Raw genomic sequence first — 14117 nt, 5'->3', positions numbered from 1 at the left:
ACCTCCGGAAAGTCGCAGTAATAACGGTGTCAAAACTGGTGGCGGGACGCTCTTTATTGCAGGTGCCATGGCGGCATCGCCCTGGTGCTTGTTTTTTGAGGACCGTCATATTTACTACAACTGGAGGAGAGATCATGGCAGCTTACTGCCAGGTAACCGGAGCTGTTCCCGGCTTTGGTCACAGCATTTCGCACTCGCACCGCCGCAACAAGCGCCGGTTCGACCCGAATATTCAGAAGAAGCGCTACTGGGTTCCGTCCCTGCGCCGTAACGTGACGCTGCAGGTTTCGGCCCGCGGCATCAAGACGATCGACGTCCGCGGCATTGACGCTGTCGTCACCGACCTCCTTGCGAAGGGTGTGAAGCTCTAGTGGCAAAGGACAAGGACGTACGTCCGATCATCAAGCTGAAGTCGACCGCCGGCACCGGGTACACCTACGTGACCCGCAAGAACCGTCGTAACGACCCGGACCGCATGGTCCTGAAGAAGTACGACCCCAAGATCCGCCAGCACGTCGAATTCCGTGAGGAGCGCTAAGAATGGCAAAGAAGTCCAAGATTGCCCGCAACGAGCAGCGCAAGGTTGTCGTTGAGCGCTACGCTGCGAAGCGCCTCGAACTGAAGAAGACCCTGGTCGACCCGAACGCGACCGACGAAGCACGGGAAGCTGCACGCCTCGGCCTGCAGAAGCTGCCCCGCAACGCTTCTCCGGTCCGCCTGCGCAACCGCGACCAGATCGATGGCCGCCCCCGGGGTACCCTCCAGAAGTTCGGTATCTCCCGCGTGCGTTTCCGCGACATGGCACATGCCGGCGAACTGCCCGGCATCAAGAAGTCCAGCTGGTAAGCACCGCTTTCCACGCCTGAAAAGGGCGGCAGCCTTTGAGGTTGCCGCCCTTTTTGCGTACCCTGCGGGCAGTGGCATGGACAACCCGGTCAAATTTGGGAAAAAACCCGAAAAAACCGCGAAAACCCGCGGTTTTCAGCGCGTTTTAGGCCTTCAAGCTGGTAAGTTTTCGAACAGAGGCGGTTACGCATCCGTGAACCGCTCGCGCTAAACACCAGAGTCCAGGAGGACATAAATTGGCTATGAACCGCAGTGAACTTGTTGCCGCAGTCGCAGAAAAGTCCGGCAACAGCCAGACCGCCGTTAACGGCGTGCTTGATGCCGTCTTCGACATCTTCGCAACCTCCGTTGCCAACGGCGAGAAGATCACCATCCCGGGCTGGCTTGCTGTTGAGCGCACCGACCGCGCCGCTCGCCAGGGCCGCAACCCGCAGACCGGCGAAACCATCCAGATTCCGGCCGGCCACAGCGTCAAGCTGACCGCAGGCTCGAAGCTGAAGGCTGCTGTCTCCAAGAAGTAGGACCCACAGTCCTGGGACGGGGCCGGTGCCGGAAGGTGCCGGCCCCGTCCGGCTTTAACAGCGTGTCCTGCGGCCGGAATCATCCTCCTCATCCCGGTGTATGACCGGTGATTGGCCCAATTTTTACAAGAGGTAGAGAATAGATAGCGTGCCGAACACTGCCAAGACCCAGAACACGCTGCCGGGCCGTCCAACCGGCTCCGCGCCCGGCAATCCCGCTCGAAACGGCTGGCTGGCCGCAGGGATAGGCGTGATGGTCTTGTCCCTGGTCGTTGCCCTCCTCTTTACCGGCGCTGCAGCTGCTGCCCAGCTCTCCGACCCTGGAGCCCTCACCCGTTGGGGACTTCCCGTAGCCAAGGCGATTCAGAACGGTGCCGTCGCTACGGTGATCGGCGCCCTGGTGTTCGCCGTCGCCATCCTCCCCAAATATGCCGGACCGCGCCGGGGCAGAGGAGAGCGGGAGGCCCGGCCGGAGCACCCCGCCTTTACCCAGACCATGGCCCTGGCCGCCGGTGCCGCCGCCGTCTGGACGATCGCCGCCATCGGCGTTCTGCTGTTCACCTACTCGGATGTTTCCGGCCTGCCGCTGAGCCCCGACCCGTCCTACACCGAGGGCCTGGCCTCCTTCATCACCGACTTTTCCACCGGACGGGCCTGGCTTGCCGTGAGCATCATTGCCGCGGTGGTCACCACCCTCGCCTTCGGTGTCCGGTCCCTGACCGGATTGGCCCTCACGGCAGCGCTGGCCGTGGGCGGACTGCTGCCCATGGCCCTGGTGGGTCACGCAGCCGGCGGGGACGACCACAGCGCGGCGGTCAACTCAATCGGCCTGCACCTGCTCGGCGTTTGCCTGTGGATCGGCGGGATCATCGTCCTGGCCGTGATTGCCAAGCAGCTGGGGGACATGACCGGCGCCGTTCTCCGCCGCTTCTCCGCACTGGCGCTGTTCGGCTTTATCCTGGTCTCGGTCTCCGGAATCGTCAACGCGTCCCTTCGGATCACCACCCTGGAGCAGCTCGATTCCCGCTGGGGCGGGCTGGTGCTCGTCAAAGCAGCTGCCACGCTTGTCCTCGGCGTCATCGGGTTCCTGCACCGCCGGTGGATCATTCCCCGCCTTCCGGTCCAAGCGACCGGGGCCGGTGCGAACAAGGGTGTTCCTGCTGACACAGCCGGCAGCCTCAGTGCACGCCGGGTGCTGTGGCAGTTCATCGGGGTGGAACTGCTGATTATGGCGGCAATCTCCGGTGTGGCCGCAGCGCTGGCCCGCACCGCGCCGCCGCGTCCGGAGGAACTTCCACCCAATGCCACGCCCGCCCGCATCCTCACCGGCTATGATCTGCCCCCTGAACTGACACCGGAACGCTACCTCACGGAATGGCGCCCCGACTGGCTCTGGATCGCCATCGCCGCCACCCTGGCCGTGGCGTACGTCCTCGGAGTGATCAAGCTGTACCGGCGTGGAGACAAGTGGCCGATTCCACGGATCCTCTCCTGGTTCGTGGGCCTTATCGCCCTGACCTACGTCACCTCCGGAGCTCCGACGGTCTACGGCATGGTGCTTTTCAGCACCCACATGCTTGGCCACATGTCCCTCTCCATGGTTATCCCGCTCTTCCTGGTCCTGGGCGGGCCTGTAGCACTGGCGCTGAAGGCGCTGACCCCGCGCATGGACGGCAGCAGGGGACTGCGAGAGTGGATCCTGATCGGGGTGCACTCGCGCTGGTCGAAGATCATTACGCATCCGATTTTCGCCGCTGTGAACTTCGCCGGCTCGATCGTGATCTTCTACTACTCGGAGGCCTTTGGCTTTGCGCTGCGCCAGCACGTTGGCCACGAGCTGATGGTCCTGCACTTCCTGCTGGCGGGGTACATCTTTGTCCTGACGATGATCGGGATCGATCCCCTGCCCACCCGTGCGCCCTATCCGCTTCGGCTGCTCATTCTGTTGGCCACCATGGCCTTCCACGCGTTCTTCGGTGTGGCGGTGATGGGACAGACTTCCCTGATCCAGGCCTCCTACTTCGGGAACATGGGCCGGGACTGGGGCCTGAGTGCCCTGGCGGACCAGCAGCTGGGCGGTGCCATCATGTGGGGCGTCGGCGAAATCCCGACCGTCCTGGTCGCGATCGGCGTCGCCATCCAGTGGTCGCGCTCGGATGCACGTGAAACCAAACGGAAGGACCGCGCTGCCGAAAGGAATAACGACGCGGATCTGACGGCTTACAACAATATGTTCGCCCAGCTGGCCGAACGCGATGCAAGGACAGACCAAGGAGAACATCGATGACTGAAACGGTGCGTGCCGGATACCGCGTCCGGGCTTCCGAGCTGGAAGGCCGCAACTGGCTCAACACAGGCGGAAAGCAACTGGGGCTCGAGGACCTCCGCGGGAAGATCGTCATCCTGGATTTCTGGACGTTCTGCTGCATCAACTGCCTGCATGTGCTGGACGAGCTGCGGCCACTGGAAGCGAAGTACTCCGACGTCCTGGTGACGGTTGGCGTCCACTCACCGAAGTTCGAGCATGAAGCCGACCCGGTGGCCCTGGCCGCCGCCGTCGAACGCTACGAAATTCAGCACCCGGTCCTGGACGACCCGGAGCTTGTTACCTGGCAGGCCTACACGGCCCGTGCCTGGCCGACCCTGGTTGTTATTGACCCGGAAGGCTACATCGTTGCGCATCTCTCCGGAGAAGGCCACGCGGCCGGTCTGGAGTCGCTGGTGGCGGAGCTCATTGCCGAGCATGAGGCGAAAGGAACGCTGCACCGCGGCGACGGCCCGTACGTTCCGGCCGAGGCAACCTCCGGCGATCTGCGGTTCCCCGGTAAGGCAGTAGCCCTGCCGGAGGGCACCTTCCTCGTCACTGACACCGGGCACCACCGGCTGGTCGAACTCGAAGCAGACCTCACAACCGTCCGCCGCGTCATTGGCGAAGGCACCAAGGGATGGCGCGACGGCGACGCCGGGACCGCACGCTTCAACGAACCGCAGGGCCTGGCCGTGCTGCCGGCCGCCGTCGCGGAGACGCTGGACTACGACGTGATCGTCGCAGACACGGTGAACCACCGGCTCCGGGGAGTGAACCTCGCCACCGGCGCCGTCACCACGGTGGCGGGCAACGGTGTTCAGCGCCTGCTGGACGCGGAGAATCAGGCAGCGGAGCAGTCCACCGAACTGGGCACCGACCCGCTGGGCACCTCGCTCTCCTCCCCGTGGGACATCCTCTGGTCCACGGCCCTCGGCAAAGCCGTTGTCGCGATGGCCGGGACCCACCAGATCTTCGCCTTCGACCCCGCCACAGGTGCCGTGAGCATCCTCGCCGGGACCGGCCTGGAAGGGCTGCTCGACGGCGACGGAGACGCCGCGTGGTTCGCGCAGTCTTCCGGCCTGGCCCAGGACGCTGACGGCGCCATCTGGGTGGCGGACTCGGAAACCTCCGCCCTGCGGAAACTTACGTTCGACACCACCGGTGACCGGGCTGCCGTGACCGTGGAAACCGCGATCGGCGCCGGCCTGTTCGACTTCGGCTTCCGCGACGGCGACGCCGCTGAGGCCCGGCTGCAGCACCCGCTGGGCGTGGCGGTATTGCCGGACGGCTCGGTGGCCGTTGCGGACACGTACAACGGGGCCGTCCGACGCTACGATCCCGCCACCCGCACCGTGTCCACCCTGGCCCGCGGCCTGGCAGAGCCCTCCGGTGTCCTGCTGGACACCACGGCGGAGGAACCGCTCCTGGTGGTCGTGGAAGCGAACAAGCATCAACTGGTGCGTCTTCCGGTCCCCAGGGAAGCACAGTCCGTGGACGAAGGCGCCCGGCAGACGCAGCGTCCCAAGACGGCCATTGAGGCGGGACCGCTGGGCCTCACCATCCGTTTTTCCGCCCCCAAGGGGCAGAAGCTGGATGACCGCTGGGGCGACCCGACGCAGCTGAAAATCTCCGCTTCGCCGGAGGAACTGCTGGTTTCGGGCAGCGGCACCGCCGTCGGCCTGGTCCGTGAACTGGTGCTCTCCGACACCGTCACCGAAGGCGTCCTGCACATCACAGCCCGTGCCGCCGCCTGTGACGGAGAGCCCGGCGGCGAGATCCCGGACCACGCCGCGTGCCACCTCTACCAGCAGGACTGGGGGATTCCCGTGATCGTGCAGCCGGGCGGGGAAACAGAACTCACCCTGGACCTTCGCGGCCTGGACTAAGCCCAAGCCACCCCTGAAGAGCAGAAAGCGCCGTTTCCAATTCTGGAAGCGTCGCTTTTCTGCGTTGGGGAAGGCTACTCGATGACGGCTGTGAGGCTGATGTCCTGGCCGTTGACCGACAACCGGGCGCCGAAGGAGAATTCCTTGTCCTCCACCAGCGGGCTCTGGGCACCGGAGAACAGGTCTGTCTGGGTTGCGGTGACCCGTGCTGTTCCCTGCAGCGGGGCCAGCACCCAGTGGCCGTCGGCGGGAGAAATCTCCACGGTGGGGTACTTCGTGATTTCCCAGGTGATGGGGGGCTCCACCCGGTTATTTGTCAGGTGGTAGAACGGGCAGCCGGCGGGCGCCAGCCGGTTTTGTTCGCCGGCACAGCTGTCCAGGAACTCGTGTACCCGCGCGTCAACGGCTTCGACCAGCGCCGGGGTTGCCTGGCTGCGGAGGGTCAGGTCCAGGGATCCTGACGCTGCAGCGAGCACGCCGGTCTGTTCCGGGGCTTCAAAGTAGCCGCTGGTGAAGGACGCGGCGACCCGGGACGGGTAGAACGCGGCGAAGGTGTTGCTGCCCTCCGGCAATGCGACCCGGGCGCCGTTCAGCTCGGCCTCGTTCTGGTTGGCAGCGCTGACCCGGACCCCGGGGAGGGTGGTGGGCCGGAAAGCCCACTGGTCGAAGAACATCCAGCGGGTTCCGGTTTTCTCCAGCTGGTAGGTGGACTTTTCCTCAGCGCCGTCCAGCCGGTAGCTGACCACCACATCTGTCCGGTTGTCGATGGCAGTCTCGACTTCCTCGATGTCCAGCACCTCGAGCCCGGCTGTGGAGTTCCGCAGCGCGTCGCCGTCCAGCAGGACAGCGTTGGCGTCCGGAACGTCTGCGTTCAGCAGACCAAGGGCCTGGGCGCCGTTTCCGTCCTGCAGGGCCTGGAGATAGTTCTCCACCTGCTTGGCCGGACCGTACGCCTTGGCGTTAACGAGCCAGATCACGACGACGGCGGCCGCGATGGTGAGCATGAGGGCAGTGAGCCAAATGGTCACTGCCTTAATTACCGGTGATGTTCCCTGCACGCTATTACGTTACCTGCACGGCGCGTACAGGGCAGACCCGGCCTGCCGCGAGCCGCGGCTGGCCGGGTGCCGGGCCGCCCAGCGCCGTTGCCTGGGCGGCAGCTGCCCGCTAGGACTCAGCGGACGAGGCTGTGGTCTGCTGGAGTTCCTCCTTGGCCATCGCGATTTCCTCGGCCCGCCGGGCATTGGCTTCCTCGGTGAGCTCGGCACCCGCCTCCGGGTCCCTGGTCAGGTTCTCCCCGCTCTCGGGGTCGAAAAGGTGAATCTTGCGGGTATCGAGCCACAGTTCGGCTTCGCGTCCGCCGCGTACCCGGCTGGCGGCGTCGAGCGTCACCACGACCTGCGGGCGCAGCTCCTCGGCGTCCATGTCCCGGGCCAGGTTGTCCAGCAGCTCCCGTACCTCAGGGGTCGGATCGAAGTGGATGTAGCCGTACTGTTCGTTGCCGAGCCACTCGGTGTGTGTGATGTGGGCCTTGAACGTGGAGCCGTGGCCCTTCTTGTGTTCTTCGACCAGTGAGGCATCCTCGAAAAACTCGGGGCGGATGCCCACCAGGACCACTTTCTTTCCAGCCGCCTTCGCGGCCCGATCCTCCGGAATTCGAATGTCACCGACGGCCGTCTCAAGGATGTTGCCTTCCCTGATCGTTGCCGGGAGGAAGTTCATCGACGGGGACCCGATGAAGCCTGCCACAAAGAGGTTGACGGGCTGTTCGTAGAGTTCCCGCGGAGAGGCGACCTGCTGGAGGATGCCCTTCTTCAGCACGGCGACGCGGTCCCCGAGCGTCATGGCCTCGGTCTGGTCGTGTGTGACGTAGACGCTGGTGACCCCGAGCCTGCGCTGCATCTGCGAGATTTCCGACCGCATCTGCCCGCGGAGCTTGGCGTCCAGGTTGGACAGCGGCTCGTCGAACAGGAACGCGTCGGCCTGCCGGACGATTGCCCGGCCCATGGCCACCCGTTGGCGCTGGCCGCCGGAGAGGTTGCCGGGCTTGCGGTCCAGATGCTCGGTCAGCTCCAGCGTGTCTGCGGCCTCACGGACCAGCTTGCGCACCTGGTCATCAGAGTATTTGCCCTTGTTCAGCCGCAGGGGGAAAGCGATGTTCTCGAACACGGTCAGGTGCGGGTACAGGGCGTAGTTCTGGAACACCATGGCGAGGTTTCGGTCGCGGGGCGCTTTGTCGTTCACCCGTTCCCCGTTGATCAGCAGGTCGCCGGAGGTGATGTCCTCCAGGCCCACAATCATCCGCAGCAGTGTCGACTTGCCGCAGCCCGACGGGCCGACGAGGATGATGAACTCGCCGTCGGCAATGTCGAGGCTCACGTCATTGACGGCGGGGAAGCCGTCGCCGTATTTCTTGACGAGGTTCTTGAGGGTAATCGATGCCATGCTCATGGCTCCTTTTCTTTTACCGTGAGTCCGGGGCTAGCCCTTGACGGCGCCCTGGGTTAGTCCGGAAACAATCTGCCGCTGGAACAGCAGCACCAGTACAACGACCGGGATGGTCACAATGATGGCAGCTGCGGAAATGGCTCCCGTGGGCTGCTCAAACTGCGATGCTCCGGTAAAGAACGCCAACGCGGCCGGCACTGGCCGCGCCGCGGAGGTTGAGGTCAGCGAGATGCCGTACACGAAGTCGTTCCATGCGATGAAGAAAGCAATGATCGCGGTGGTAAAAACTCCGGGTGCCGCGAGTGGAACGATCGCCTTCCGGAAGGCCTGCCACGTGGTGGCCCCGTCCACCTGCGCGGCCTGTTCCAGTTCCCAGGGAATCTGCCGGAAGAACGCGGCCAGGGTCCAGATGGAGATCGGCAGGGTCAGGGACAGGTACGGAATGATCAGCCCGAGCCAGGTGTCATAGAGTCCGATGTTCCTCCAGAGATTGAACAACGGGGTCACGATGGAGATGACCGGAAAGATCGAGACGCCCAGTGCCGTGGTCAGCACCAGCTTCTTTCCCGGGAAATCCAGCCTGGCAATGGCATAGGCACACAGGGTGGCCAGCACAACGGCGATGACAGTGGCAATCAGGGAGATCCCGATCGAGTTCCGAAGGGCTGAAAGGAAGAGTTCCTGGGCGTCGCCTACCAGGATTTCTTCGTAGTTCACGGTGGACCAGGTGGAGGGCAGGAAAGTTCCGGAGGTCAGGTCGCTGGGGAGCTTGAAGGAGGTCGCGAAGATGGAAGCGACCGGAAACAGGGCGTACACGATCACCAGAATGGAAATGATCGTCCAGGTGAGGCGTCTGCGGATCGGTGACGTCTTCATTTATTTGCCCCCTCGTGCGCCGGTCAGGTCCACCTTGAAGAGCTTGATCGCTATGAAACAGATGATGATCACGCACAGGAACAGCAGGACGGAGATGGCGGACCCCATGCCTATCTCCAACCGGGTAATGGATGTGCGGTATGCCAGCAGGGAGAGTGTTTCCGTGCCGTAGGCACCCTTGGTCATGATGTAGACGTTGTCGAAGATGCGGAAGGCATCCAGCGCCCGGAACAGGACCGCCACCATGATCGCGGCTTTCATGTTCGGTACGATCACGCGGGTGAAGCGCTGCCACCAGGTGGCGCCGTCGACCTCTGCCGCTTCGGTCAGTTCGCCCGGAACCTGGGCCAGGCCCGCCAGCAGCAGCAGGGAGATGAATGGAGTGGTTTTCCAGATTTCCGATGCCATGATTACCGAGATGGCGGTACCGAAGTCCGCGAACCAGTTCAGATCGGGGCTGATTCCCGGCACCCAGTCGAACCAGTGGTTCACGTAGCCCGAATTAATGTCGAAAGCGTAGAACCAGGCGAACGCCGAGACCACCGTAATGATCCCGTAAGGAACCAGGATGGCCGTGCGGAGCCAACCGCGGATGGACTTGAGCGCACTGTTCATGACCATGGCGAGGAGGAAGCCGAGGACGAGTTCGATCACGACCGTGACTACGGTGATCAGCAGCGTAACGCCCAGGTCCCGCCACCACACCGCATCGGTCAGGACGGTGATGTAGTTGCCCAGGAACACGAAGGTCCGGTCGTCCGGTGCGGTCAGCCGGTACTTGAACAGTGAATCGTAGAAGGCCAGAAGGATTGGATAGGCGGTGACAGCCAGCATGATCACAAAGGCGGGTCCGGCCAGCCAGAATCCAAGCCGGCGTTCGCTGCGTGCGCGGTCACTGAGTTTTTGCCGGCGCGGTTTTGGGCTGCCGCCCTCGGCGGCGGCACGGGTCTCGACGGACGTACTCATAGCAGCCTCTCTCCCTTCAGGACCGCGAGTATGAACTCCTGGCTAGTGGCGGGCGTGGTGTCAGGGTTGACGTCCGACGGCGGTGTCCAGGTCTGCTGGATGCCGGTCGAGATCTCGTTGTAGTACGGCGTCTGGGGGCGGGGTTTGGCCAGCTGGAGCGATTCCTGAATGGTCCCGGCCATCGGGAAGGTCTCCAATGCCGTGGGATCGTTGTAGGCCTCGGTGTTTGACGGCGGGTTTCCGTTGGTTTGGAAGTAGTAGGCCTGGTTTTCCGGGCTGACAATGCACTCGATCGCCTCGTAGGCGAGGTCCGGATGTTTGCTCTTGGCGCCGACTGCCAGGTCGATTCCGCCCAGCGGGGGAGCCGTATCCTCACCTGCGTTGACCTGGGGGTAGAGGGCCCAGCCAATGTCGTCCACAAGGGACTGCGGCAGCGTACCTTCCTGGACAGCGGCGTTGGTGGCCGGCCAGACGAAGGGATAGTTCACCATGAATGCTCCCTTGTCCCCTTGGAACTGGATCATGGAGAAGTTTTCCGTCTGGGTGGGCAGGCCTGGCCCACCCAACCCGTCCTTGCCGATGGTGGAAACGATTTCTGCGGCCTTGGTTCCGGCTTCTGAATCGATGCCCAGCTCGATTTCGTCCGCAGGCGCGTCGGGGTTCTCCACGATCTGGCCGCCGGCAGATTCGATCAGGGCGTTCACCCAGACGGTCATCGACTCGGCCCGGGCGCCCTGCACGCTGAGGAATTTGTCCTGTTCCCGGACTGCATCGATGAGCTGGTCCCAGGTCACCGGCTGGGTCATGTCCAGCCCGGCAGCTTCGGCCACTGATTTGCGGTACCAGAGGATCTGCGTGTTGGCCCAGAACGGAACGGCCACCACCTCGCCCTTCCAGGTGGCGCCTGTCAGGGCGCCTTCAACCACGTTCTGGGTAGTGCGTTCACGGACATCATCCGGGATCGGGGCCAAATAGCCCGGCTCTGCATATTCGGGGACATTTGGCGGATCCAGACTCATGATGTCCATGGTCGTGTCTCCGGCTGCCAGGCGGCGGGCCAGCTGTTCGCGCTGCGACGCGGCGTCGTTCGGGAGCAGGGATGTCTCGATGTTGTAAGCGCCGCCGGACTCGTCCGTGCAGCGCTTTGCGAGTTCGGCCTGGCCGCCGTCGTCGGGGTTGATGTACCAGGTAAGGGTCGGTGCAGACCCCGCATCGGAACTGCAGCCGGCCAGCAGCGTGGCACCGACGGCGAGGGCGAACCCCGCGGCCGCAGACTTCCTCATCCAGGGTCTGCCGTGATGTGTAGCGTCTTTTGGCATTGGTGTATGCCTCCACCTCGTCGTAGGCACGGACTGAGTGATTTTCCGCGAAAGGCTGCAATCCTCAGCAACCTTTCGACCGACCCTATGCCTTTACGCTCTTTTGCGCCACAGTCACAGTAGAAACAGGTGTAACCACAGGTCGCAGCGGCAGTTGGCGCTGGTACAGGGGGCCGCGGCGGGTGGAGAAACGCCGTTAGGAGGGGCCGCAGCAGGTGAGCGGAAGATGAACTCCCGGCCGCAGCGGCGGGTTATCAGCCGGCGGGTGTTGCCAGCGGCGGGCGCTCGGTCCCGGGAGTGAGGGCTTCTGCGGGGTCGGTGCCCAGGGCAATGATGCGGTTCTCGGCATCGACGTGCACCACAGTGGGGACAAAGGCCCGTGCTTCTTCGGTGCTCATGTCGGCGTACGTGATCAGGATGACGGTATCGCCGATGTTCACCAGATGAGCTGCCGCACCATTGATGCCGATCACGCCGCTCCCACGTTCTCCCGCGATGGTGTAAGTCTCCAGGCGGGAGCCGTTGTTCACATCGACAATGGAGACGAGCTCACCCGGCAGGATGTCTGCTGCATCGAGGAGATCGAGGTCCACGGTCACAGAGCCCACGTAGTGGAGGTTCGAATGGGTGACGGTGGCGCGGTGGATCTTGGACTTAAACATTTTGCGGTTCATGGCTGTACAAGTCTACGCCTGAACGAACGTTGGATGAGGCCGGGAGGGATCCCGAAACACCCAAGCGGGCGGGGCATCCGGCAAAACCGGAGAAAGGAGAGCTGGAGCGGGCGACGGGAATCGAACCCGCGTATCGAGCTTGGGAAGCTAGCGCTCTACCATTGAGCTACGCCCGCACGGCCGGTGAACCACCGGCACAGGAAACCACTTTACATGCCTTCAGCACCACCAGCACAACGCGGGGCCCCAGGCCGTTTCCCTACTCGGGTGCCCGGGCTTCCCCGTTCCCTTTGCGGGCGCGGTCCACCAACTCCCGCCAGCGTCCCTGCAGGGATTCCTCCGGGATGGTGACTGCCGCCTTTCCGACGCTGATTTCGTAGGTAAAGCGGTCGGGCATGCCGGCATGGGCCTCGGCGGACGGCGCATCCTGAAGGAGGGGAAGCCAGCGCTCCTCGGCCTCCTGGGAACTCACCTCACTGCTCCATGTGCGTCTCATGCCTGCGATCCCGCCGCTGCGCACCACAACCAGTCTCATACCATGACGTTAACCTCTTTCCATGCTGCCTGCACAGCAGAACTTTCCGGGCCCCCGGCGCCGTAGCGTTTTTCCGCTGCCGTGACGGTCGCGGCAGCGAAGAGACTAAAAGTGCAGTCCGCGGGGAAGTTCGGTTCGGTAATGGTGTCGTACCAGATCTGCCCGGCACGTTCCCAGGCGTAACCGCCGAGCCGGGAAGCAGCCAGGTAGAAGGCGCGGTTGGGGATTCCGGAGTTGAGGTGCACGCCGCCGTTGTCGGAGCTGGTTTCCACGTACCCCGACATGTCCGCAGGCTGCGGATCCTTGCCCAGCACGTCGTCGTCGTACGCGGTGCCTGGAGCCGACATGGAACGCAGGCCCCTCCCGTTCACTTCGGGTGTGAACAGGCCTTCACCGATGAGCCAGGAGGCTTCGCGGGCCGACTGGCCGAGGAGTTTCTGCTCCACCAGCGCACCGAACACATCGGAGACCGACTCGTTCAGCGCTCCGGCCTGGTCCTGGTAGACCAGCCGGGCGGTGTACTGGATAACGCCGTGGGTCAGCTCATGGCCGATGACGGTCAGGGATTTGCTGAAGCGCTGGAAGACTTCGCCGTCGCCGTCGCCCAGGACCATCTGGTTGCCGTCCCAGAACGCGTTGTCATAGTCACGGCCGTAGTGGACGGTGGCGTGGAGCGGACGTCCCGCGCCGTCGACCGATGAGCGGCCGTAGGCGTCGCTGAACAGGGCGTAGGTTGCACCCAATCCGTCGTAGGCCTCGTCCACGGCCGGGTCGGAGGTGGGCGGTGCGCCTTCCGTCCGGACCGGGGTGCCGGGCAGTTCCTGCTTCTGTCCGGCGTCGAAGACGGTGCGGCGGATTTTGGGTGTGAGAGCGGTTCCCGGCCCCGGGGCCGGCGCGGTCCGGCGTTGTTTGCGGTGTTCCTCTACGGCACGCTGTTCCATCAGTGTCCGGCGGGCCGCATCCGCCGCTGCGGCGAGGCGGTCCGGGCGTTCCGCGATTCGTGCGAGCAGATAGGGCGGAACAATCGAGCAGGACTTCGGGGATTTCGCTGAGCAGGTCACTTTACAGCCCTCCATCTGTAGTGAGGTTCCCCAGAGTAGACGCCGCCGCCCCCACTGCAAGGCCGGACGCGGCAAAACCGGTTCCGGTTAGCCATAAGGCAACCGAAATACCGGTCTCCGGGTGCGGGCCGAGCGCAGCTATTCGGTTTCGGGTCCGGCATTTCCTCCCGCACCGTCGAAGGCGGCGACGACGGCGGCCACGCCTTCCGGTCCCAGCTCCAGGCCCAACGAGCTGCCCGGGTTAATAGCCAGCCCATAGCCCGGGGCAATGCTGCGCAGGGTGGCCCCTCCGGAGGCCTTCACCATGATTGGAGCGGTGTCGCGGATGCGCTGCGGAATGCGCTGGGCATCGGTGAACGTCGCCGCAACCGGAGCAGCTCCTTCGGGGGACTTCAGGACCAGGGCCTGGAAACTGGCTGGATCGTCCTCCACGGTCAGCCGGCCGACGCTGAGGAGATCCGCATTCCAGATCGCCGCGATGACGTCCTGGTTGCTGATCTCGCCGGACTGGCCCGCTTCGATGGCCTCTTCCAGGGCGGTCGCCGGTGCGGGGGAGCCAGCCGGGCTGCCTTCGGTCTCATCTGCTGCGGGGGTGCTGCCGGGTTCGTTCTCCATGGAGGCTCCTTGGGAGGGTGGGGGTGTATTTACGGCCAGTCTTCCACAGCCGCGCCGGGGTG

The 14117-nt window shown here is 64.2% G+C and carries 15 protein-coding genes and 1 tRNA gene; 6 read left to right on the top strand and 10 right to left on the bottom strand.

Going from position 1 to position 14117, the window contains the following annotated elements; translation table 11 throughout:
- Positions 1 to 134 precede the first annotated feature (134 nt).
- The 6 genes from rpmB to H9638_RS12525 all read left to right on the top strand — a co-directional run bounded on the left by rpmB (position 135) and on the right by H9638_RS12525 (position 5561).
- Positions 135 to 371 carry a 50S ribosomal protein L28 gene (gene rpmB, locus H9638_RS12550; RefSeq protein ID WP_191747784.1) on the top strand — a complete coding sequence of 79 codons (237 nt, stop codon included), beginning with the start codon at positions 135 to 137 and terminating at the stop codon, positions 369 to 371.
- Positions 371 to 538, top strand: a complete 168-nt coding sequence (gene rpmG / locus H9638_RS12545) for a 50S ribosomal protein L33 (protein ID WP_013602737.1) — start codon at positions 371 to 373, stop codon at positions 536 to 538. The genes rpmB and rpmG overlap by 1 nt, the downstream gene beginning before the upstream one ends.
- Before the next feature lie 2 nt (positions 539 to 540).
- Entirely contained in the window at positions 541 to 846 is a 306-nt protein-coding gene (gene rpsN / locus H9638_RS12540; protein WP_055239038.1) for a 30S ribosomal protein S14, read from the top strand.
- Positions 847 to 1082: 236 nt separating this feature from the next.
- Positions 1083 to 1367: an HU family DNA-binding protein gene (locus tag H9638_RS12535; protein WP_066296719.1), complete on the top strand. Its 285-nt coding sequence runs from the start codon at positions 1083 to 1085 to the stop codon at positions 1365 to 1367.
- Positions 1368 to 1515: 148 nt separating this feature from the next.
- A complete protein-coding gene (locus H9638_RS12530; RefSeq protein ID WP_404799664.1) occupies positions 1516 to 3654 on the top strand; it encodes a cytochrome c oxidase assembly protein in 2139 nt (712 codons plus the stop codon).
- On the top strand, positions 3651 to 5561 hold the full coding sequence (locus tag H9638_RS12525) for an NHL domain-containing thioredoxin family protein (protein WP_191747782.1): 1911 nt from the start codon (positions 3651 to 3653) through the stop codon (positions 5559 to 5561). The genes H9638_RS12530 and H9638_RS12525 overlap by 4 nt, the downstream gene beginning before the upstream one ends.
- 74 nt (positions 5562 to 5635) lie before the next feature.
- On the opposite strand, the gene H9638_RS12520 is transcribed toward H9638_RS12525, so the two are convergent.
- The 10 genes from H9638_RS12520 to H9638_RS12475 all read right to left on the bottom strand — a co-directional run bounded on the left by H9638_RS12520 (position 5636) and on the right by H9638_RS12475 (position 14055).
- The gene (locus H9638_RS12520) at positions 5636 to 6619 is read right to left on the bottom strand and encodes a nuclear transport factor 2 family protein (protein WP_191747780.1); all 984 of its coding nucleotides are present in this window, start codon (positions 6617 to 6619) and stop codon (positions 5636 to 5638) included.
- A 109-nt stretch (positions 6620 to 6728) separates the two neighbouring features.
- Positions 6729 to 8006, bottom strand: coding sequence for an ABC transporter ATP-binding protein (locus H9638_RS12515; RefSeq protein WP_191747778.1), 1278 nt, complete (start codon positions 8004 to 8006; stop codon positions 6729 to 6731).
- A 36-nt stretch (positions 8007 to 8042) separates the two neighbouring features.
- The gene (locus H9638_RS12510; protein WP_191747776.1) at positions 8043 to 8885 is read right to left on the bottom strand and encodes a carbohydrate ABC transporter permease; all 843 of its coding nucleotides are present in this window, start codon (positions 8883 to 8885) and stop codon (positions 8043 to 8045) included.
- Complete coding sequence (locus H9638_RS12505) at positions 8886 to 9851, bottom strand: carbohydrate ABC transporter permease (RefSeq protein ID WP_191747775.1); 966 nt, start codon at positions 9849 to 9851, stop codon at positions 8886 to 8888.
- The gene (locus H9638_RS12500; protein WP_191747773.1) at positions 9848 to 11134 is read right to left on the bottom strand and encodes a sugar ABC transporter substrate-binding protein; all 1287 of its coding nucleotides are present in this window, start codon (positions 11132 to 11134) and stop codon (positions 9848 to 9850) included. The genes H9638_RS12505 and H9638_RS12500 overlap by 4 nt, the downstream gene beginning before the upstream one ends.
- Before the next feature lie 290 nt (positions 11135 to 11424).
- Entirely contained in the window at positions 11425 to 11844 is a 420-nt protein-coding gene (gene panD, locus H9638_RS12495) for an aspartate 1-decarboxylase (protein ID WP_191747771.1), read from the bottom strand.
- A 102-nt stretch (positions 11845 to 11946) separates the two neighbouring features.
- Positions 11947 to 12020 (bottom strand) — tRNA-Gly (locus H9638_RS12490).
- Positions 12021 to 12103: 83 nt separating this feature from the next.
- Entirely contained in the window at positions 12104 to 12379 is a 276-nt protein-coding gene (locus H9638_RS12485; protein WP_191747769.1) for a protealysin inhibitor emfourin, read from the bottom strand.
- Positions 12376 to 13440: a M4 family metallopeptidase gene (locus tag H9638_RS12480; protein ID WP_318241872.1), complete on the bottom strand. Its 1065-nt coding sequence runs from the start codon at positions 13438 to 13440 to the stop codon at positions 12376 to 12378. Before H9638_RS12480 ends, H9638_RS12485 begins: the two co-directional genes overlap by 4 nt.
- Before the next feature lie 138 nt (positions 13441 to 13578).
- Positions 13579 to 14055, bottom strand: a complete 477-nt coding sequence (locus tag H9638_RS12475; protein WP_191747765.1) for an SseB family protein — start codon at positions 14053 to 14055, stop codon at positions 13579 to 13581.
- Positions 14056 to 14117: the final 62 nt, after the last annotated feature.

This window comes from Arthrobacter pullicola, assembly GCF_014836875.1.
In the GTDB taxonomy this organism is placed as follows: Bacteria; Actinomycetota; Actinomycetes; order Actinomycetales; family Micrococcaceae; genus Arthrobacter_B; species Arthrobacter_B pullicola.
The sequence above is the reverse complement of the archived record's forward strand: the minus strand, read 5'-3'. Positions and strand labels throughout refer to the sequence as shown.

Bases quoted from the DNA above. Each gene is read 5' to 3' on its own strand.
- rpmB (WP_191747784.1), top strand. From the start codon at position 135: ATGGCAGCTTACTGCCAGGTAACCGGAGCTGTTCCCGGCTTTGGTCAC.
- rpsN (WP_055239038.1), top strand. From the start codon at position 541: ATGGCAAAGAAGTCCAAGATTGCCCGCAACGAGCAGCGCAAGGTTGTC.
- H9638_RS12525 (WP_191747782.1), top strand. From the start codon at position 3,651: ATGACTGAAACGGTGCGTGCCGGATACCGCGTCCGGGCTTCCGAGCTG.
- H9638_RS12515 (WP_191747778.1), bottom strand. From the start codon at position 8,006: ATGGCATCGATTACCCTCAAGAACCTCGTCAAGAAATACGGCGACGGC.
- H9638_RS12510 (WP_191747776.1), bottom strand. From the start codon at position 8,885: ATGAAGACGTCACCGATCCGCAGACGCCTCACCTGGACGATCATTTCC.
- H9638_RS12505 (WP_191747775.1), bottom strand. From the start codon at position 9,851: ATGAGTACGTCCGTCGAGACCCGTGCCGCCGCCGAGGGCGGCAGCCCA.
- H9638_RS12500 (WP_191747773.1), bottom strand. From the start codon at position 11,134: ATGAGGAAGTCTGCGGCCGCGGGGTTCGCCCTCGCCGTCGGTGCCACG.
- panD (WP_191747771.1), bottom strand. From the start codon at position 11,844: ATGAACCGCAAAATGTTTAAGTCCAAGATCCACCGCGCCACCGTCACC.
- H9638_RS12485 (WP_191747769.1), bottom strand. From the start codon at position 12,379: ATGAGACTGGTTGTGGTGCGCAGCGGCGGGATCGCAGGCATGAGACGC.
- H9638_RS12475 (WP_191747765.1), bottom strand. From the start codon at position 14,055: ATGGAGAACGAACCCGGCAGCACCCCCGCAGCAGATGAGACCGAAGGC.